General features: G+C 70.3%; 18 protein-coding genes. 3 read left to right on the top strand and 15 right to left on the bottom strand.

The features are described 5' to 3' along the window. The first annotated feature begins 155 nt into the window (after window positions 1-155). The 3 genes from LR393_RS36150 (at window position 156) to LR393_RS03650 (ending at window position 3,081) form a co-directional block, all read left to right on the top strand. The gene (locus tag LR393_RS36150) at window positions 156-1,028 is read left to right on the top strand and encodes a peptidylprolyl isomerase (RefSeq protein ID WP_231481542.1); all 873 of its coding nucleotides are present in this window, start codon (window positions 156-158) and stop codon (window positions 1,026-1,028) included. Window positions 1,029-1,128: 100 nt separating this feature from the next. Continuing rightward, the gene (locus LR393_RS03655; protein WP_231481541.1) at window positions 1,129-2,379 is read left to right on the top strand and encodes a DUF349 domain-containing protein; all 1,251 of its coding nucleotides are present in this window, start codon (window positions 1,129-1,131) and stop codon (window positions 2,377-2,379) included. 102 nt (window positions 2,380-2,481) lie between these two features. Beyond that, on the top strand, window positions 2,482-3,081 hold the full coding sequence (locus tag LR393_RS03650) for a type IV toxin-antitoxin system AbiEi family antitoxin (protein WP_231481540.1): 600 nt from the start codon (window positions 2,482-2,484) through the stop codon (window positions 3,079-3,081). Between the two features lie 296 nt (window positions 3,082-3,377). Here LR393_RS03650 and LR393_RS03645 read toward each other — a convergent pair whose 3' ends face one another. The 15 genes from LR393_RS03645 to LR393_RS03575 all read right to left on the bottom strand — a co-directional run bounded on the left by LR393_RS03645 (window position 3,378) and on the right by LR393_RS03575 (window position 19,845). Continuing rightward, a complete protein-coding gene (locus LR393_RS03645) occupies window positions 3,378-3,677 on the bottom strand; it encodes a hypothetical protein (protein ID WP_231481539.1) in 300 nt (99 codons plus the stop codon). Between the two features lie 230 nt (window positions 3,678-3,907). Further along, the gene (locus tag LR393_RS03640; protein WP_269326644.1) at window positions 3,908-6,457 is read right to left on the bottom strand and encodes a RelA/SpoT family protein; all 2,550 of its coding nucleotides are present in this window, start codon (window positions 6,455-6,457) and stop codon (window positions 3,908-3,910) included. Between the two features lie 371 nt (window positions 6,458-6,828). After that, window positions 6,829-7,368 (bottom strand): adenine phosphoribosyltransferase, encoded by a 540-nt coding sequence (locus LR393_RS03635; RefSeq protein WP_345718921.1) that lies wholly within the window; start codon window positions 7,366-7,368, stop codon window positions 6,829-6,831. Between the two features lie 2 nt (window positions 7,369-7,370). After that, the gene (gene secF / locus LR393_RS03630) at window positions 7,371-8,522 is read right to left on the bottom strand and encodes a protein translocase subunit SecF (RefSeq protein WP_231481537.1); all 1,152 of its coding nucleotides are present in this window, start codon (window positions 8,520-8,522) and stop codon (window positions 7,371-7,373) included. Further along, window positions 8,522-10,510, bottom strand: a complete 1,989-nt coding sequence (gene secD / locus LR393_RS03625) for a protein translocase subunit SecD (RefSeq protein ID WP_231481536.1) — start codon at window positions 10,508-10,510, stop codon at window positions 8,522-8,524. Before secD ends, secF begins: the two co-directional genes overlap by 1 nt. Before the next feature lie 57 nt (window positions 10,511-10,567). After that, window positions 10,568-11,008, bottom strand: coding sequence for a preprotein translocase subunit YajC (gene yajC / locus LR393_RS03620; protein WP_231481535.1), 441 nt, complete (start codon window positions 11,006-11,008; stop codon window positions 10,568-10,570). A gap of 267 nt (window positions 11,009-11,275) precedes the next feature. Then, window positions 11,276-12,454: a Holliday junction branch migration DNA helicase RuvB gene (gene ruvB / locus LR393_RS03615; protein ID WP_231481534.1), complete on the bottom strand. Its 1,179-nt coding sequence runs from the start codon at window positions 12,452-12,454 to the stop codon at window positions 11,276-11,278. An 11-nt stretch (window positions 12,455-12,465) separates the two neighbouring features. Further along, on the bottom strand, window positions 12,466-13,101 hold the full coding sequence (ruvA, locus tag LR393_RS03610) for a Holliday junction branch migration protein RuvA (RefSeq protein ID WP_231481533.1): 636 nt from the start codon (window positions 13,099-13,101) through the stop codon (window positions 12,466-12,468). Window positions 13,102-13,344: 243 nt separating this feature from the next. Further along, complete coding sequence (gene ruvC, locus LR393_RS03605) at window positions 13,345-13,926, bottom strand: crossover junction endodeoxyribonuclease RuvC (protein WP_231481532.1); 582 nt, start codon at window positions 13,924-13,926, stop codon at window positions 13,345-13,347. A gap of 93 nt (window positions 13,927-14,019) precedes the next feature. Further along, window positions 14,020-14,778, bottom strand: coding sequence for a YebC/PmpR family DNA-binding transcriptional regulator (locus LR393_RS03600; RefSeq protein WP_231481531.1), 759 nt, complete (start codon window positions 14,776-14,778; stop codon window positions 14,020-14,022). Between the two features lie 74 nt (window positions 14,779-14,852). Continuing rightward, window positions 14,853-16,334: an MFS transporter gene (locus LR393_RS03595; RefSeq protein WP_231481530.1), complete on the bottom strand. Its 1,482-nt coding sequence runs from the start codon at window positions 16,332-16,334 to the stop codon at window positions 14,853-14,855. A 137-nt stretch (window positions 16,335-16,471) separates the two neighbouring features. After that, the gene (gene pdxT, locus LR393_RS03590; RefSeq protein WP_345718922.1) at window positions 16,472-17,089 is read right to left on the bottom strand and encodes a pyridoxal 5'-phosphate synthase glutaminase subunit PdxT; all 618 of its coding nucleotides are present in this window, start codon (window positions 17,087-17,089) and stop codon (window positions 16,472-16,474) included. Beyond that, window positions 17,083-18,012, bottom strand: coding sequence for a pyridoxal 5'-phosphate synthase lyase subunit PdxS (gene pdxS / locus LR393_RS03585; protein ID WP_407937286.1), 930 nt, complete (start codon window positions 18,010-18,012; stop codon window positions 17,083-17,085). Before pdxS ends, pdxT begins: the two co-directional genes overlap by 7 nt. Window positions 18,013-18,079: 67 nt before the next feature. Next, complete coding sequence (locus LR393_RS03580; protein WP_231481528.1) at window positions 18,080-18,667, bottom strand: hypothetical protein; 588 nt, start codon at window positions 18,665-18,667, stop codon at window positions 18,080-18,082. Then, window positions 18,667-19,845: a glycosyltransferase family 4 protein gene (locus LR393_RS03575; protein ID WP_345718923.1), complete on the bottom strand. Its 1,179-nt coding sequence runs from the start codon at window positions 19,843-19,845 to the stop codon at window positions 18,667-18,669. The genes LR393_RS03580 and LR393_RS03575 overlap by 1 nt, the downstream gene beginning before the upstream one ends. Between the last annotated feature and the right edge of the window lie 8 nt (window positions 19,846-19,853).

The following is a 19,853-nucleotide window of genomic DNA, read 5'->3' as shown; positions in this document are numbered from 1 at the left end:
GGGCAGTCATCAGGAGCGTCACGGGCCGCCGCCCGCCGCACGGCACGTCGTGGCTGCTCACTACGGCGAACACACAGCTCGTACCCCCTAGACTGCCTAACGGGTGACCCGTGGGCAGTGGCCGGGCGGGGCGAAGACGGCATGGAGGGCAGCACGTGACCCCGAAAAATCGGGAGCGCGCCTACGACAAGCGTCGTTACGAGGAGTGGCAGTCCCGGCTGGTGGAGAAGCAGGCGCACACCCGCAAGGTGCGTCAGCGGCTCGCCATCGGTGGCGGCTCGGTCGTGGTGGTGCTGGTGATCCTCGCGGCGTTCCTGCTGGCGAACGAGGGCAAGGACGACAGCACGTCGGCGGCGAGCAGTACTCCCGCGGCCAGTGCGTCGGCCGCGGCGACCACGGCGGCGACGGACGCGAAGTCCACCTGCCCCGCGGTCGATGTGAAGGCACCGACCGACCCGAAGCAGACCGACAAGGTCCCGTCCACATCGATCGCCGCGGACAAGACCTGGTCACTGGGGATGAAGACCACCTGTGGCGACATCACGATCAGCCTGGACGGCAAGGCCGCCCCGCAGGCCGTGTCCTCGATGATCCAGCTGGCCAAGGACGGGTTCTACGACGGCACACCGTGTCACCGGCTCACCACCGCGGATTCGTTCGAGGTGCTGCAGTGCGGCGACCCGACCGGCTCGGGCACAGGTGGCCCGGGGTACACCTACGGGCCGGTCGAGAACGCCCCCTCGAAGACCTTCGAGAAGGACGGCGTCACGTACCGCACCTACGAGGCAGGCACGGTCGCCATGGCGCGGGCCTCCGGCGATGGTAAGAGCATGGGGAGCCAGTTCTTCCTGGTCTACGGCGACACCGACATCCCGGACGACGCCGCGGGTGGGTACACCGTGCTCGGCAAGATCACCAAGGGTCTCGACGTGGTGAAGAAGGTCGCCAAGGGCGGCGTCGCCGACGGAAGCACGGACGGCACCCCGGTGTCGGCCGTGTCGATCAAGTCGACGACGGTCTCCGGGTGAACCGGGGCGAGAAGCACGAGCACCACAGCACGCACGAGGCTGGCAAGGCACACGGGGTTGACGGGGTTGACATGGGTGGCGAAGCAGAAGGCGTGAGATCGTGACCGGACAAGAGTGGGGCCGCGCGGACGAGGACGGCACCGTCTGGGTGCGGACGGCCGACGGGGAACGCAAGGTCGGCCAGTACCCGGGTGTCACCCAGGACGAGGCGCTGGCCTACTTCGTGCGCAAGTACGAGGACCTGGCCGCCCAGGTGAGTCTTCTGGAGCAGAGGGTGAAGGCCGGACAGGTCTCCCCCGCGGATTCCGAGACGACCATCAAGCGGCTGGAACCGTCGATCCGCGACGCGAACGCGGTCGGTGATCTCGACGGACTGCTGAAGCGGCTGACCGCTCTGGCGCCCGCCGTGGAGCACCTGCGCGAGGAGAACCAGAAGGCCAAGCAGGAGGCGCGGGCGGCGATCATCGCCGAGCGCACCGTCCTGGTGGAGGAGGCGGAGGCGCTGTCCGGGGCCGACCCGCAGCGCATTCCGTGGAAGACCTCCGGCGACCGGCTCCGCGAGCTGTTCGACGAGTGGCGCCGGCTGCAGAAAGACCAGCGGCTGGACAAGCACACGGAAGACGAGCTGTGGAAGCGGTTCAGCCACGCCCGCACCTCGTTCGACCGTAAGCGCCGCCACTACTTCGGCGCGCTGGACGAGGAGCGGCACTCGGCGAAGGCGGCCAAGGAGCAGCTCATCGCCGAGGCCGAGGCACTCAGCAAGTCCACCGACTGGGGTGCGACGGCTGCCGCCTACCGCGACCTGATGACCCGCTGGAAGACCGCGGGCCGGGCGGCGAAGAAGGAGGACGACGCCCTGTGGGCCCGGTTCCGGGCCGCGCAGGACGCCTTCTTCAGCGCCCGTCAAGACGCGAACTCGGCGCTGGACGAGGAGTTCTCGGGCAACCTCGCGGTGAAGGAACAGCTCGCCGACGAGGCCGAGAAGCTGCTGCCGGTGACCAATCTCAACGCCGCGAAGAACGCTCTGCGCGACATCCAGGTGCGCTGGGACGAGGCCGGCAAGGTGCCGCGCAACGACATGCAGCGCATCGAGGGCCGGCTGCGCAAGGTCGAGCAGGCCGTGCGGGACGCCGAGTCGGACAAGTGGAAGCGCACCAACCCGGAGGCCCGGGCCCGCGCCAACGACATGGTCACACAGCTCGAGCGCACCATCGCCGACGCCGAGGCCGATCTGGCCAAGGCGCAGGCGTCCGGCAACGCCCGCAAGATCAAGGAACTCGAGCAGTCCCTCGCCTCTCGCCGCGCCTGGCTCGACCAGGCCCAGCAGGCGATGAACGAGTTCACCGACTAGTTCGGCCGGTTCCACTGTCCACAGGTCGGCAGGACCGCACCGTCATCCACAGGTGCGGCCTGCTGCCTGCGGGCACCGAGGTCGAGCGGGCACCGTTGACCTGTGACGACGACCGACGACTCCTCCCGCCTGTTCCTGCTCGCCGGGGGTCGTGAGCGCACAGCCCTGCTGCGCGACGGCCTGGCCCGCGAGGTTCTGCCCGGCGTACTGGTTCCCGCCGACGTGCCGGTCACGCGACAGCTGCGGGCCCGGGCGGTCAGGGAGAAACTCGGCGACTGGGAGACCGACGCCGGGCGGGGCCGTTCCGTCGGTTTCGGTACCGCGGCCTGGCTTCACACCGGGGCCTGTCCCCGCTCGAACACCGCGGCCGGCGCTCGTCACCCTCTTCCGGAGCGGCTCGACCTGATCATCGGCCGCAACCGCCGCTCCCCCGCTCTGGCCGGGGTGAGGGTGCGCCAGGTGGACATGCCGCCCGAGCACCTGCAGACCATCGAGGGCCTGCTGGTCACGCATCCCCTTCGCACGTCGGCCGACATCGCCCGTGACCTCCCCCGGGCCGAGGCCCTGCCGCTGCTGCGCCTGCTGCAGGAGTTCCACGACGTGCACCCGCCCCAGGTTCTCGAGCTGCTCGGTGCCATGTCCTACGCCCGCGGCGCCGCGAGGGCCCGCGACGTGGTCCGCGACTGGGCGGAGATGGCGTGAGGGGAAACATGATGAAAGACGTCGTGGTCACCCTCCGGCGGTGTGTTCACTTCCGGCGGCGTGGTCGCCGAGCGGGACGGTCACTCCGAGCGCTGGCAGAGCTGCGTGGGCTGAGCTGCGTGGGCTGAGCTGCGTGGGCTGAGCTGGCGCAACCCCAACTGGGGTGACCCGAACCAGAACCATCCGCGCTGGAACGCCCCGACCGAAGCCACCCGAACTGGAGCGACCCGGGCTGGAGCGACCCGGGCTGGTGCGGGCAGGCGTCCACCATTCTGGTTGTCGATCGTCGAAGCCGGTCAGCGGACCGTGTCCCGCCGATCGGTCGTGAACCGGAGCCATTGGTCCGGGGGCAGTTCCGGGCGGCCTGGCACCGGGACGGCTGACTGCATCCGTCCGCCGGGAGCGGTTGCGGTGTCTGCGACGGCCGACCAGAACGGGGCGGCCGGCTTGTTCTCGGCCTGGTAGGCGATGGCCCACGCTCCCGGGTGACGGGCGATCACGTCCAGGGCGAACTGCCGGCCGATGCCTCCACGGCGGGCGGCGGGGACGATCCAGAAAGCGAGCAGGGAGTGTTCCGGGCCCTCGAGTCCCCGCACGACGGCGAAACCGATCCGGGCCGGCTCCCTGGTCCGGGGATGGGGCCACCACAGCAGGTAGCCGCATCCGTCCGGGCCCGGGAGGGCGTCGAGGCGCGACGGACCGGTAGCGGCCGTCGGGCTCGGGTAACGCGCCGGTCAGCGGGCCAGCTCGTGACGGAACGCCTGCCACAACCAGGCGACGACGGGCCACTGATCGTCGCTGACCAGTGCCGGCCGGGCGGGATCGATCAGTCCAGGTCGGTGTCGGAACGCCGGCCGGTGATGCGGTAGGCGTCGAACACGCCGTCCACACGCCGCACAGCGGCGATCACGTGGCCGAGGTGCGCCGGGTCGGCCATCTCGAAGGTGAAGCGGGAGATGGCCATCCGCTCGCGCGAGGTGGTGACGTTCGCCGACAGGATATTGACGTGCTCGTCGGAGAGTGTGCTGGTGACGTCGGAGAGCAGACGGTTCCGGTCGAGGGCCTCGACCTGGATCTGCACCAGGAACACGCTGGCCTGGTTCGGGGCCCACTCGACGTCGACGATGCGGTCGGGTTCCTCGCGCAGGCCGGTGACGTTGTTGCAGTCGGTGCGGTGTACGGAGACGCCGGAACCGCGGGTGACGAATCCGATGATGGGGTCGCCCGGCACCGGGGTGCAGCAGCGGGCGAGCTTCACCCAGACGTCTTCGACGTTCTTCACCACGACCCCCGGGTCGCCCATGCGCGGGCGGCGGGGACGCATCGGGGTGACGGTCTCGGCCAGGTCTTCCTCGGTACCCGCCTCACCACCGGCGGAGTCGACCAGCTTCTGCACGACGTGCGCGGCGGAGATCTGGCTCTCACCGACCGCGGCGTACAGCCCGGAGACGTCCTGGAACCGCAGTTCGGTCGCCAGGCCCATCAGGGCCTCATGGGTGAGCAGGCGGCGCATCGGCAGGTTCTGCTTGCGCATCGCCTTGGTGATCGCGTCCTTCCCGGACTCGATCGCCTCCTCGCGGCGCTCCTTGGAGAACCACTGCCGGATCTTGTTGCGGGCCCGCGGGCTGTGGACGAAGTTCAGCCAGTCGCGGCTGGGACCCGCGGCATCGGTCTTGGACGTGAAAACCTCGACCACGTCACCGTTGTCGAGCGAACTCTCGAGCGGCACGAGACGACCGTTGACGCGGGCGCCCATACAGCGGTGACCGACCTCGGTGTGCACGGCGTAGGCGAAGTCGACCGGGGTGGACCCGGCGGGCAGCGCGACCACGTCCCCCTTGGGGGTGAAGACGTAGACCTCCTGCGCCTGGATCTCGAACTGCAGCGACTCCAGGAACTCGCCCGGGTCGGTGGTCTCCCGCTGCCAGTCGAGCAGCTGCCGCAGCCAGGTCATGTCCGTGGCACTGCCCGGACCCGCACCCGGCGCGACACCGTTCGCGTCGTCCTTGTACTTCCAGTGCGCCGCGACGCCGTACTCGGCCCGGCGGTGCATCTGGTGGGTGCGGATCTGGATCTCGACCGGTTTGCCCTCGGGACCAATGACTGTGGTGTGCAGCGACTGGTACATGTTGAACTTGGGCATCGCGATGTAGTCCTTGAACCGGCCCGGGACCGGGTTCCAGCGCGCGTGCAGCGCACCCAGGACGGCATAACAGTCACGCACCGAGTCGACCAGCACCCGGATGCCCACCAGGTCGTAGATGTCGGCGAAGTCGCGGCCCCGCACGATCATCTTCTGGTACACGGAGTAGTAATGCTTCGGGCGGCCGGAGACGACGGCCTTGATCTTGCCGGCCCGCAGGTCGACGGAGACCTGTTCCCGCACCTGGGCGAGATAGTCCTCCCGGGCGGGAGCACGCTCGGCCACCAGGCGCACGATCTCGTCGAACACCTTGGGCCACAGCGTGGCGAAGCTGAGGTCTTCGAGCTCCCACTTGATCGTGTTCATGCCCAGGCGGTGCGCCAGCGGGGCGTAGATCTCGAGGGTCTCGCGGGCCTTCTTCTCGGCCTTGTGCGCGGGCACGTAACGCCAGGTGCGGGCGTTGTGCAGCCGGTCGGCCAGCTTGATCACCAGGACGCGGATGTCTTTCGACATCGCCACGACCATCTTGCGCACGGTCTCGGCCTGGGCGGCATCGCCGTACTTGACCTTGTCGAGCTTGGTCACACCGTCGACGAGCATGGCGATCTCGTCGCCGAAGTCGGCCCGCAGCATGTCGAGGGTGTAGTCGGTGTCTTCCACCGTGTCATGCAGCAGCGCCGCGGCCAGGGTGGCCGGGGTCATGCCGAGCTCGGCGAGGATCTGTGACACCGCGACCGGGTGCGTGATGTACGGGTCGCCGCTCTTGCGCTTCTGACCCGAGTGCGCCTTCTCGGCGACCTGGAAGGCCTTCTCGATGATGCTGACGTCGGCCTTGGGATGCGCACTGCGCACACTGCGCAGCAGCGGCTCCAGCAGCGGGCTGTTCGGGTTACGGGACGCGGCGCCCAGGCGGGCGATCCGCGAGAACACGCGGACCGGAGACACCAGGGGCTCGGCGACGCGGGGACGCGGGTCCGACGCGGCCTTGGCGGCCGCACCGGGGCGCTGGTCGGGGACGTCCGGGGACGGCAGTCCGGCAGCGGGTGGGACAGCACCGGACGGGGCTGGAGCGGACGAGGACGGAGCAGCACCGGACGGGGCTGGTGCGGCGACGAGCGTCGGGGCCGCCGGCACGGGAACGGGCGGGGTGGTGCGCGCCGGAGTCGACTGAATCTCGGTACCGGGCGCCGCGCTCGCAGCAGGCTGGGTCTCCGGGTCCTTGACGGTCGACAGCGCGGGGCGACCATGCCGCCCGTCGGGCAGCGGATGCTGCACGACTCTGGCTCCGACCTCTTCGGACACCTGATCCTCCCGACGTCGTACGTCTCGCCACGGAGACTTCTGCTGGCGAGTCTAGGGCCCGTACTGCTCCCGTGCCTGGCCTCTCGACAAGCCCGGTGCCCGTCTTGAATATCTTCGGAGCATCATCAGAACATGCCCGGCAGTGATCGGAGCGCACCCGGGGGCCTGATCATTCCCGGTTCAGCGGGAAACGGCCCCTTTTGATATTGACTTCGTGCTCGACTCGAGCATCGCGTGTTGACTTCATCACGCTTCGTCAAACAAAAGGGGCACGTTACCCAAAAGTGCAGAAAAAGTTGCCCTCAGTAACTCAGGACAGCTTTCACATCACGCCCAGACAACCGTTCCCGGCCGTTGAGGAACGCGAGCTCCACGAGGAACGACACCGACACCACGTGAGCGCCGATGCCCTCGAGCAGCCCCGCGGCCGCCTCCGCGGTGCCCCCGGTGGCGAGGACGTCGTCCAGCAGCAGAACCCGCTGTCCCGGGTGCACCGCGTCTTCATGGACCTCGATGATCGCGGTGCCGTATTCGAGCGTGTACTCGGCCGAGACGGTGGTGTGGGGCAGCTTGCCCTTCTTCCGGATCGGCACGAAGCCCACCCCGAGGCTCAGGGCCACCGCCGCGCCGAAGATGAAGCCCCGGGCCTCGACCCCGGCCACGACGTCCACCTCGGCCCCGGTGCCCGCCCGGTGGGCCGCCGCCAGCGCGTCCACCGAGGCCGCGAACAGCTCCGGGTCGGCCAGCAGCGGAGTGATGTCCTTGAACAGGATTCCCGGCGACGGGTAGTCCGGGATGTCCCGGAGCCCCGCCGCGAGCCGCTCGGACAGCACGCTGTCGATCGTCACTTCCGCCGGCCCCGCTTCGGCTGCGCCCGCTGACCGGACGTCTCCCGCCGGACCGCCGGACCGCGCCGCGAAGGTGCCGCGGTGTCGGGGCCGACGCCCGCGCCGACCGTGGCCGGCTCGCCGTCGTCGCCCTCGGGGCTACCGAACTCGGGCTCCGCGGCGGAACCCGCGGCGAGCTCGGCCCGGCGCTTGAGCACCTTTCGGGTGTGCGCGACGATCTCCGGCTCCCGGCGGCGCAGGTCGACCAGCAGCGGTGTGGCCACGAAGATCGACGAGTAGGTACCGGCCGCGATACCGATGAACAGCGCCAGCGAGATGTCTTTCAGCGTGCCCGCGCCGAGCACGAACGCACCGATGAACAGGATCGACGCCACCGGCAGCAGAGCCACCACCGAGGTGTTGATCGAGCGCACCAGGGTCTGGTTGACCGCCAGGTTGGCGGCTTCCTCGTAGGTGCGCTTCGTGGACAGCGTGATGCGGTCGGTGTTCTCGCGGACCTTGTCGAACACCACCACGGTGTCGTAGAGCGAGTACCCGAGGATGGTGAGGAACCCGATCACGGACGCCGGGGTGACCTCGAACCCGGTGAGCGAGTAGAGGCCGGCCGTGATGATCAGGTCGTGCAGCAGGGCCACCAGCGCGGCCACCGACATCTTCCAGGTCCGGAAGTAGATGGCGATGATGATGCCGACCAGCACGATGAAGATGAGCAGACCCTGGACGGCCTTCTTCGTGACGTCGGAACCCCAGCTGGCGCCGACGAAGCTGGACGTGATGTTGCTGTCGTCGACCTGGTAGGCCTTGCCCAGCGCCTGCCGGACCTTGGTGGTCTCGGCGTCGCTCAGCGTCTCGGTCTGCACCCGCACGCCGCTGCTGCCGATGACCGTGACCCGGGCCTCGGTACCGGGCACCACGGAGGCGACCGCGTCGGACGCCTTGATCGTGTCGGTGTCGGCGACCTTGGACAGCTGGAACTCGGAACCGCCGCGGAACTCGATGCCGGGGTTCAGCCGGATGAACGCGAGAGACAGGATCGAGGCCACCGTCATGGCGAGCGCGATGCCGTACCAGAAGCGCCGGTGCCCGATGAAGGCGAAGGACCGCTTGCCGGAGTGAAGGTCGTTACCGAAGGTGGCGAAGCTGAACATCAGGAGTTCCTCCCCGTGCCCGACGTGGTGACCGAGTCCTGCGCGTCCTGCGGGGAGGTCCCACCCGGGTCACCGGGTTCGGTCCCGGCCCGCGCCGCGGCGGCCCGGCGGGCGGCGATGCTGCCACCCTCGGAGGCGGTTTCGGCGGTCGGGCGGACCCGGCCGCGGCCGGCGTACGCGCTCGGGCGCCCGAGCTGCCGGGCACTGAAGCCGGACATCGCATGGCCACCGTCGAAGAACTTCAGCCTGGCCAGCATCGTCACCGCGGGCTTGGTGAAGAGGAACACGATGACGACGTCGATCAGGGTGGTCAGGCCGAGGGTGAACGCGAATCCGCGGACACCGCCGACGGCGACCAGGTAGAGCACGATCGCGGCGAGCAGGTTGACGGTGTCGGAGGCCAGGATGGTGCGCTTGGCCCGGTCCCAGCCCGCCTCGACGGCGGAGGTCAGGGGCCGCCCCTCGCGGACCTCGTCGCGGACCCGCTCGAAGTACACGATGAACGAGTCGGCGGTGATACCGATGGCCACGATCAGACCGGTCACACCGGCGAGACTCAGCCGGTAGCCCTCGGTCTCACCCAGCAGCACGACCAGCCCGTAGGTGAGCGCACCGGCGATGCCGAGGCTGAAGATGGTCACCAGGCCCAGGGCCCGGTACTGCAGCAGCGAGTAGAGCACCACCAGGATCAGGCCGATCAGGCCGGCCAGCAGCCCCCGCTCGAGCTGCTCACCGCCGAGCAGCGCGGAGATCTGGTTCTCGGTCTGCACCTGGAACGACACCGGCAGCGAGCCGAACTTCAGCTGCTGGGCCAGGAGCTGCGAGGACTCCTGGGTGAAGCTGCCGGAGATCTGGGCCTCGCCGTTGGTGATGGCGGCGTTGGTGGTCGGGGCGGAGATGACCAGCTCGTCGAGCACGATCGCGAACTGGTTCTGCGCACCGGTCAGCTGGATCAGCCGCTTGGTGACGTTGCCGAACTTCTTCGCGCCGTCGGACTTGAACTCGAGGTTGACGACCCACTCACCGTTGGAGGCGCCCTGGCTGTTCTGGCCCATGCCCGCGGTGGCGGTCTTGATGTCGGAACCCGGAACCTCGACCGGACCGAGGATGAACTTGGTCGTCCCGTCGGCGTCGCAGGTGACGATCGCCTTCTTCGGGTCTGAGGCCTTGCCCTGCAGCTTCGGCAGGTCGGCGCAGGTCTCCGCCGTGAACTGCTCCTGCAGCTCGGTGGTGATCTGCGCCAGGTCGGACGCGGTGCCGTCAGCTGCCGCGGCAGCGGCCGTGGCGGCGGCGTCCGCGTCGGTGGTCGCACTGGCGTCGGCCGTGGCCGTGGCCGAGGACTTTGCGGACGAGGTCGCGCCGGGCGCGGTGGTCGCGGAACCGCTGGGCGTCGTCTCGGCCTTCAGCGCCTTCGGCACGACCCGGTTGTTCTCGTCCGAGGTGTCGGCCTTCTCGGTGGCCGTGGCACTGGCACCGGCCTTCGAGGTGGCCTTGGCGCTCGCCTTCGCGCTGGCCGTGGGCGAGGCGGTGGAGGTCGCGTCACCACTGGCGGTCGGCGTCGGCGTGGCCGTACTCGTCGCACCGGCGGCGGCCGCCGTGTAGAGCACCGGCCGGAAGTTCATCTGCGCCGACTGCTTGACCAGGTTGCGGGTCGCCGCGTCGGGGTTGCCGGGCAGCGACACCACGATGTTCTTGCCGCTCTGGGTGGTGACCTCGGCCTCGGAGACACCGGAGCCGTTGACCCGCTGCCGGATCACGTTCACGGCCTCGTTCAGCTGCTCGGTGGTCGGCGTGATGTTCTGGCCGTTCAGGGGCCGCGGCTCGAGAATGATCTCGGTGCCGCCCTCGAGGTCGAGGGCGAGGGACGGGGTCCATCCGCCGTTCGACGTCACCGTCCGGATGCCGACCACTGCGTACACGACGGCCAGGATGGCGACCATGAACAGCAGTGCCCGACCTGGTCGGGAGGCGTTGCTGGATCGTGCCACGGTTGTGGGTCTCTTCTCGTTCTCGAGACGGCTCAGGCCGTCGCAGTCAGGGCCGGGCTATCGGCCGTCGGTTCCGGTGCTGCCGTCGGTGACATCGGAGTTCGGCGGCGGCGCGTAGCCGGACTCCGAACGGATGCCGTCACGATCAGCGCCGGTACGATCAGTGGTGCCGGTGATGGTGCTCGGGCTGTCGGCGGAGGTGTTCTCGCCGGCGCTCTCCCCGTCGGTGCCGTCCTGCTCACCGTCGGTGCTGTCGGCCGTGACGATCTGCCCGATCGCGCGCTTGCTCCAGCGAGTGCGCACGCCCGGGGCGATCTCGAGAACCACTGCGTCGGAATCGACCTCGACGACCTCGGCGAAGAGGCCGGACGTGGTCATGATCCGGGTGCCGGGCGTGACCGACTCCTGCTGGGCCACCAGCTCACGCTGCTGCCTGCGCCCACGGCTCACCATCAGCCAGAGCAGGAGCAGGGGAACCGCCAGGATGATCAGTTCCACGTCGTCACCCACTCCGTCACGGATGCTGTTCTCATCGTCTCAACTCTCATGTCCGCCGGTGCCCTCCTTGGCCCTCCGCCGGGAAGCCCTCTGACAAGCAGTCGGCCGGGACGGCGGCGAGGTTGCCCGCGGCACCGACCGACCATCATGCCCGACCTGGGCCCGCTCGTGAGCACGCATGCTCCCACAACGGACTGGGTGCTCCGTTCAGAGGACCTCTGAGCAGGGTCGTTCGTCGTGCCGACCGTTGCCCGATCCCCCAACGGATCACGTGTCGGTACCGGGCCGTGGATCAGGTCGTGCGTCCGGAGCAGGCTCCGGAAGGGTTTCCTGCACCATGCCCGAGCGGCTGGTGAGCGTGCCGCCGCCGGTACCCGCACCGGCCCAGGCGAACCCGGCGGGTGCGGTGAGGCCGAGGTGCTCCCAGGTGGCGGGAGTGGCGATACGCCCCCGGGGCGTCCGCCCCAGCAGGCCCTCGCGCACCAGGAAGGGCTCGGACACGGTCTCCACCGTCTCTGCCTCTTCCCCCACCGCGACGGCCAGGGTGGACAGGCCGACCGGCCCGCCGCCGAACCGCCGGCACAGCGCCTCGAGCACCGAGCGGTCGAGACGGTCGAGGCCGCGCTCGTCCACGGCGTAGACCTGCAACGCGGCGCGGGCGGCGGTGAGGTCGAGCCGCCCGTCGCCCCGGACCTGGGCCCAGTCGCGCACCCGGCGCAGCAGGCGGTTGGCGATACGGGGCGTGCCCCGGGACCGGCCGGCGATCTCGGCCGCGGCCTCGGCGCTCAGCTCGACGCCGAGCAGCTCCGCGGAACGGCGCAGCACCAGCTCCAGTTCGCCGGGCGAGTAGAAGTCGAGGTGGCCGGTGAAGCCGAACCGGTCGCGCAGCGGGCCGGGCAGCATGCCGGCCCGGGTGGTGGCGCCGACCAGCGTGAAGGGCGGCAGGTCGAGCGGGATCGCGGTGGCGCCGGGCCCCTTGCCGACGACGACGTCGACCCGGAAGTCTTCCATCGCGACGTAGAGCATCTCCTCGGCCGGGCGGGCCACGCGGTGGATCTCGTCGACGAACAGCACCTCGCCCTCGCCCAGCGAGGACAGCACCGCGGCCAGGTCACCGGCGTGCTGGATGGCCGGCCCGCTGGTGACCCGCAGCGAGGCGTTCAGCTCGTGCGCGACGATCATCGCCAGCGTGGTCTTGCCCAGGCCCGGAGGCCCGGAGAGCAGCACGTGGTCGGGCGTCGTGCCGCGGGCCTTGGCGGCGTCGAGCACCAGGCTCAGCTGTTCGCGCACCACCTGCTGGCCGACGAAGTCGGCGAGCATCTGCGGGCGCAGCGCACCCTCGACCAGCCGGTCGTCCACCCCGGCGACCGAGGCGAGAAGCTCGTTCGTGGCAGCCAGGCCGTTCGGGTCGTTCGGGTCGTTCAGGTCGTTCAGGTCGTCATCCATGGTCGCGGGCCTCAGCCCGTGCGCCCGAGCTGGCGCAGCGCGGCGCGCAGCACCTGGGCCATGTCGGGCGGGGTGCCGTTCTCGTCGAGCGCCACGGGTGAGTCGGGGGCGCCGACCACCTTGTCCACGGCATCGGACGCGGCCTTGGCGGGCCAGCCCAGACCGGTCAGCGCGTCGAGCACCTGGTCGCGCCAGCCGCCCGTGTCGGCGGGTTTCACGGCGGCGGCCACGGTCGCTCCCCCGCTGGGCGCACCCAGCCGGTCGGTCAGCTCCAGCACGATGCGCTGGGCGCCCTTGCGGCCGATGCCCGGCACCTTGGTGAGGGCGGTGAGGTCTTGCTGGGCGACGGCGAGGCGCAGGCCCTCGGGCGTGTGCACGGCCAGCATGGCCAGGGCCAGCCGGGTGCCGATGCCCGAGACCGTCTGCACCGTCTCGAACACGTCACGCTCGTCGGTCGTGCCGAAACCGAAGAGGGTCAGCGAGTCTTCACGCACCACCAGGCTGGTGGCCAGTTCGGTCTCCTGCCCCGGCCGCAGCTCGGCCAGGGTGCCCGGGGTGGCCTGGAGCAGTAGCCCGACCCCACCGACCTCGATCACCACCGAGTCCAGCCGGACGGCCGCCACCCGCCCACGCACCGACGCAATCACCGTGACTCCTCAGCTCCGAACACCTGTACGAGAGAGAAATCTAGCCGGAGCCACCGACAGAACCGGACAGGACACCACGCAGAACCGGATCAGCGCCGCCGAACCAGGCCAGGCACCAGGCCAGGCACCAGGCCAGGCACCAGGCCAGGCACCAAGTCAGGCACCAAGTCAGGCACCAAGTCAGGCACCAAGTCAGGCACCGGACCGGACACCCCGCCGGACACCAGACCGGCGGCCTCCACCTCAGCGCCGGGACTTCTTCGACGCCTCGATCGCCGCCACCCACGCCTGCTGGGCCGCGGTCGCCCCGCCCTTCGACGCGTTCGGCCCCCGCACCGGCATCACCGCCGCGGTGCCGTCGCGCCACAGGTGACAGATGGCCAGGGCCAGGGCGTCGGCGGCGTCGGCGGGCCGGGGTGCCTCGGCGAGCTGGAGGATGCGCTGCACCATGGCCGTGACCTGAGCCTTGTCGGCCCGGCCGGATCCGGTGACGGCGGCCTTCACCTCGCTCGGCGTGTGCATCACGACGGGGATGCCCCGGCGGGCCGCGGCGAGCGCGGTGACCCCGGCGGCCTGCGCGGTGCCCATCACCGTGGACACGTTGTTCTGGCTGAAGACCCGCTCCACCGCGACCACGTCGGGGCGGACCTGGTCCATCCAGCCCTCGACGGCGTCGCTGATGCCCAGCAGCCGGGCCCCCAGGTCGCTGCCGGCCGGCGTCCGGATCACGTCGACGGCCACCATCTGCACGCGGCGCCCGGGTAGCCCGTCGACCACACCCAGCCCGCACCGGGTCAGGCCGGGGTCGATTCCGAGAACGCGCATGACGCCACGATCACAGCCAAACCGGACGAGGGCCGGGAGCGACACCCGGAACGCATGTCACACCCGACCCCGAAATCCCGGAAACGACCGACGTCACTCGGCGTTGACGAGTTCCATCACTTCGTCGGACACGTCGAAGTTGGCGTAGACGTTCTGCACGTCGTCGCTGTCCTCGAGGGCGTCGATCAGCTTGAACACCTTGCGCGCGCCCTCCTCGTCGAGGGGGACGTTCATCGTCGGCACGAACTGGGCGTCGGCCGAGTCGTAGTCGATCGACGCGTCCACCAGGGCGGTGCGCACGGCCACCAGGTCGGTGGCCTCGCTGACCACCTCGAAGATCTCGCCCTGGTCGTTGACCTCCTCGGCCCCGGCCTCGAGCACCGCGCCGAGCACGTCGTCCTCGGTCAGGCCGTCGGACTTCGGCACCACGACGACACCCTTGCGGTTGAACAGGTACGCCACGCTGCCCGGGTCGGCCATCGCGCCGTTGTTGCGGGTCATCGCGGTGCGGACCTCCATGGCGGCCCGGTTGCGGTTGTCCGACAGGCACTCGATCAGCAGGGCCACGCCGTTGGGGCCGTACCCCTCGTACATGATCGTCTGGTAGTCGGCCCCGCCGCCCTCGGCCCCGGAACCACGCTTGACGGCGTTGTCGATGTTGTTGTTCGGCACCGACGACTTCTTCGCCTTCTGGATGGCGTCGTACAGCGTCGGGTTGCCGGCCGGGTCACCACCACCCGTACGGGCTGCGACCTCGATGTTCTTGATCAACTTGGCGAACATCTTGCCGCGCTTGGCGTCGACGACGGCTTTCTTGTGCTTGGTGGTGGCCCACTTGGAATGGCCGGACATCGGGTCGCCTCCCGTTACGCATACATTAAGAAACCAAAGCTCAGCCAGCAATCCTACTCATGGGCCGGCCACCCTCAGCGCACCGCGGTGGCCGTAGCGCCGTCCGGGCTGCCCGGGGACGGCGAAATCGGCTCGGCCAGACGCTGCGCGGCCCGCTCGGCGCTGCGCCGGGCCCAGGCCCCGGACGACCCCCAGCCGACCACCAGGGCGAGTACCGCACACCCGGCGACCACCCAGAAACCGGCGTGGGCCGCGTCCACCCGTGAGACCGCGTCCGGGACCGACCCGAGCCGGCCGAGGTGGGCGGTGTAGACCGACCCGACCACCGCGACCCCGATCGCCGTACCGACCTGACGGCTCGTCGAGGTGACCGCCGCGGCCAGCCCGGCCTGCGAGGGCGGCATGCCGGAGACCGCGGTGGCGGTGATCGGCGCGTTCAGCATGCCGAAGCCGACCCCGAAGAGGCCGTAGGCCAGGAAGAGCACGGCCAGCGGCTGCGAGGGATCGACGAAGGTCAGCGTGACCGTGCCGGCCGTCATGCCCAGACCCCCGAGCACCAGGGACGGGCGGGTTCCGTGACTGGCCACCAAGCGCCCGGAGATCGGCGCCAGCACCATCACCACGACGGCCATCGGCAACAGGTACAGCCCGGCCCGGAACGGGGTCAGGCCCAGGTCGTTCTGCAGATAGAGGGTGTTGACGAAGAGGCAGCCGGCGAACGCCGCGAACGCGCAGACGGCGATCAGGGTGGCGCCCGAGAACTGCGCGCTGCGGAAGAACCGCACGTCGAGAAGGGGCTCGACGCGGCGCTTCTCGTAGAGCACCAGGCTCACGGCGGACACCACCGCGACCACCAGCAGACCCAGCACCAGGGGCGAGTTCCAGCCCCGGTGCGGCACCTCGATGATCGCGTAGACCAGGGTGGCCAGGGTGAGCACCACGAGCAGCTGACCGACCGGGTCGACGCGCCGGGCCCGGGCCGCCTTCGACTCGGGCACGAACAGCGCGGTCAGGACGATGGCGAGCAGGCCGATCGGGATGTTGATGATGAAGATCCAGCGCCAGCCCACGGTGGTGACGAGGAAGCCGCCGAGGATCGGGCCGAGCGCGATGCTGACCCCCACGACCGCGCTCCAGACCCCGATGGCCCGGGCCCGTTCCTGACGGTCGGGGAAGGTGTTGGTGACGATCGACAGCGCCACCGGGTTGAGCATGGAGGCACCGACGCCCTGCAGCATCCGGAAGGCGATGAGCCAGCCCAGGTTCGGGGCCAGACTGCACAGCAGCGAGGCGAGCACGAAGATCGCCAGGCCGGTCTGGAAGGTGCGTCGCCGGCCGATCCGGTCGCCGGTGGAGCCGGAGAGCATCAGCAGGCTGCTCAGCACCAGCGTGTAGGAGTCCAGGGCCCACTGCAGCCCGGACACCGAGGCGCCGAGGTCTTCCTGCAGCGAGGGCAGCGCCACGTTCAGCACCGTGGTCTCGAGCCCGACGATCAGCAGGCTCAGGCAGCAGATCGCCAGCACCAGGAAGCGGCGGCGGGTACTCAGGTCGGGCATAAACGGACTCTCGATCTGATCAGCACAGCGGAAACATCGTTACCCTGGCTAACCAACCACGCGCAGGCCGGACGTGTTCCCGCCCGACCGGATGTCGCCGGGAAAGTGACCTCCCGGCGACATCGGCGGGAGAGGTCTCAGCTGTTCGCGCGGGCCTTCTCCGCGTACTCGGTCACCATCTGCGCGAACAGATGGTGGACGCGGTGGTCACCGGTGATCTCCGGGTGGAACGAGGTGGCGAGCAGGTTCCCCTGCCGGACCGCGACCGCGTGCCCCTCGGGCGAGCGCGCGAGCACCTCTACCCCGGCGCCGACCTCCTCCACCCAGGGCGCCCGGATGAAGACGGCGCGCACCGGCCCGCCCTCGATCCCGGCGAAGTCCAGGTCGGCCTCGAACGAGTCGACCTGGCGCCCGAAGGCGTTGCGCCGCACCGTCATGTCGAGACCACCGAAGGTCTGCTGGCCGGGGGCGGTGTCGACCACCCGGTCGGCCAGCAGGATCATCCCCGCGCACGAACCGTAGGCGGGCAGACCCGCGTCCAAAAGCCTCTGCAGTGGTTCGCGCAGTTCGAAGATACGGGTGAGCTTGTCGATCGTGGTGGACTCGCCGCCGGGGATCACGATGCCGGACAGGCCCTCCAGCTCGGAGGGCCGGCGTACGGCGCGGGTGGGCACCCCCGCGCCGTCGAGCACCGCCAGGTGCTCACGAAAATCGCCCTGGACGGCGAGAACCCCGATGACGGGCGCGCTCACCAGCCGCGCTCGGCGAGACGGTGCGGCTGCGGGATCTCGTCGACGGTGATGCCGACCATGGCCTCGCCCAGCCCGCGCGACACCTTGGCGATCACGTCGGGGTCGTCGTGGAACGTGGTGGCCTTGACGATGGCCTCGGCCCGGGCCACCGGGTTGCCGGACTTGAAGATGCCGGAGCCGACGAACACGCCGTCCGCCCCGAGCTGCATCATCATCGCGGCGTCGGAGGGCGTGGCGATGCCACCGGCGGTGAACAGCACGACCGGGAGCTTGCCGCTCGCGGCGATCTCCTGCACCAGGGGCAGGGGCGCCTGGAGCTCCTTGGCGGCCACGTACAGCTCGTCCTGCGACATGCTCGTCAGCTTGCGGATCTCGCCGCGGATCTGGCGCATGTGGGTGGTGGCGTTCGAGACGTCGCCGGTGCCGGCCTCACCCTTGGAGCGGATCATCGCCGCACCCTCGGAGATCCGGCGCAGGGCCTCGCCCAGGTTCGTGGCACCGCAGACGAAGGGCACCGTGAACTTCCACTTGTCGATGTGGTTGGCGTAGTCGGCCGGGGTGAGCACCTCGGACTCGTCGATGTAGTCGACGCCGAGCGACTGCAGCACCTGGGCCTCGACGAAGTGACCGATGCGGGCCTTGGCCATCACCGGGATCGAGACGGCAGCCTGGATGCCGTCGATCATGTCCGGGTCGCTCATCCGGACCACGCCGCCCTGGGCCCGGATGTCGGCGGGCACCCGTTCGAGCGCCATCACGGCCACGGCGCCGGCGTCCTCGGCGATGCGGGCCTGGTCGGGCGTGACCACATCCATGATCACACCGCCCTTGAGCATCTCGGCCATGCCACGCTTCACGAGGCCGGTGCCGGTAACGGTGCCGGGGACGGGAGGGGTGGTGGAACTGTCGGGCGCGGAGCTGGACACGTAGAACCTCTCACTGACCTCAGCGGCTGGGACCGGGACCGTTACAGAACGCGGTCCGGATTCGACATCATGCTATTCCCCCCTGGGGAGGCGGCTGCCAGGCGAGGCTCTCGGGCTGACTGTCGTCGATCTCGACCATCTGGGGCATCTGCGCGGTGCCGGCGAGCTTCGCCCAGCGCACGACCTTCTTGCGCCGCATCCGCTGGGCGTGGGCCACCGCGTCGTTGTGGAACCGGCGGGCCAGCTGCACCCGCTCCCCCGCCAGCACGAGCTCGTCGAGCAGCTCGCCCGTGGCCGGGTCGGCGCGCAGCCGGGTCACCTGTTTCTGGTCGGCGAAGGCCTGGTGCAGAGCCCGCGCCAGCAGGTTCTCGCCCGCCTCGCTGACCGGTGCGTCGGGGGCCCGCACCATCCGGGACGCGGCCAGGCGCAGTTGCTCGCCGGCCGGGGGCGCCAGCTGCCGGCTGACCTCCAGCGCCACGGCCGCCCGGCGGGCCAGGCGGGTCTCCAGAGCGGCGCGGGAGGTCTCGACCCGGTGGTGCAGCCGGTCCAGCCGGGCCGCCAGGTACGACAGGTACCAGCCGACCACGAGCAGCAGCAGAACGGTGAGCAGGACGACACCCCAGGTACCGTCCAGCCGTTCCAGGGCGTGATCCATCAGCTCACCTTCGGGCGCCAGCGCGCGAGCAGGCCCAGGCGCGGATCCTCGCCCACCTTGTCGGCCCCCAGGGTGACCGTGTCGTAGACGTCCAGGATCTGTGCGGCCACGCGGGACCAGTCGTAGCGGCGCACGCCGACGGCGGCCCGCTGCGCCCGGGCCCGGGCCGCGGCCGGGTCGTCCAGCACGGCCCGCACGGCTTCGGCCAGCGCCGGGGCGTCGCCGGTGCGCGTGAGCAGGCCCAGCTCACCGTCGTCCAGCACCCGCCGGAAGGCCCCCAGATCACTGGCGATCACCGGGGCGCCCGCGCTCATCGCCTCGACCAGCACGATGCCGAAGCTCTCGCCGCCGGTGTGCGGGCCGACGTAGGCGTCGACCGAGCGCAGCAGCGAGGCCTTGGCGTCGTCGTCGAGCGGGCCGAGCAGCTCGATCGCTTCCCGTGCCGCCGGCTCGTCGCGCAGAACGGCCAGGGCCTCTTCCGCGTCGCCACGACCCAGCACCAGCAGACGCACCCCCGGATGAGCCCGCAGCACCTCCGGCAGCGCGGCCGTGAGCACCTGCAGACCCTTGCGGGGCTCGTCCAGGCGCCCGAGGAACGCCAGCGTCGGGCGCTCGGTGGTGCCCTGCCACTGGGCCCGGGGTGACGCGGCGGCGAACCGGTCGACGAACACGCCGTTCGGGATGACCACCGCGTCGCCGCCCAGATGGTCGACCACCGTGCGCCGCGCGTCTTCCGACACCGCGATCCGGGCCGACAGCTTCTCGAAACCCGGCCGCAGGAGCGGGTAGGCGGCCGACATCGCGCGCGAGCGCGGGTTGGAGGTGTGGAAGGTCGCGACGATCGGGCCGGTCGCGGCCCACATCGCGAGCATGGACAGCGACGGGCTGGAGGGCTCGTGCACGTGCAGCACGTCGAAGTCGTTCTCGGCCAGCCAGCGCTTGACCCGGGAGGAGGCGACCGGGCCGAAGCTGATGCGGGCCACCGAGCCGTTGTAAGGCAGCGGCACCGCGCGCCCGGCCGACTCGATGTAGGAGGGCAGCTCGGTGTCGTCGTCGGAGGGGGCGAGCACGCTGACGTGGTGGCCCATCCCGAGCAGGTGCTCGGCCACGTCGCGGATGTGGAACTGCACGCCGCCCGGCACGTGGAACGAGTACGGCGACACCATGCCGATGCGCAAAGGCCGGA

It is taken from the genome of Kineosporia mesophila (genome assembly GCF_021129235.1).
Classification (GTDB): domain Bacteria; phylum Actinomycetota; class Actinomycetes; order Actinomycetales; family Kineosporiaceae; genus Kineosporia; species Kineosporia mesophila.
Note: the sequence above shows the minus strand (reverse complement) of the source record. Positions and strands in the feature narration are given on the sequence as shown.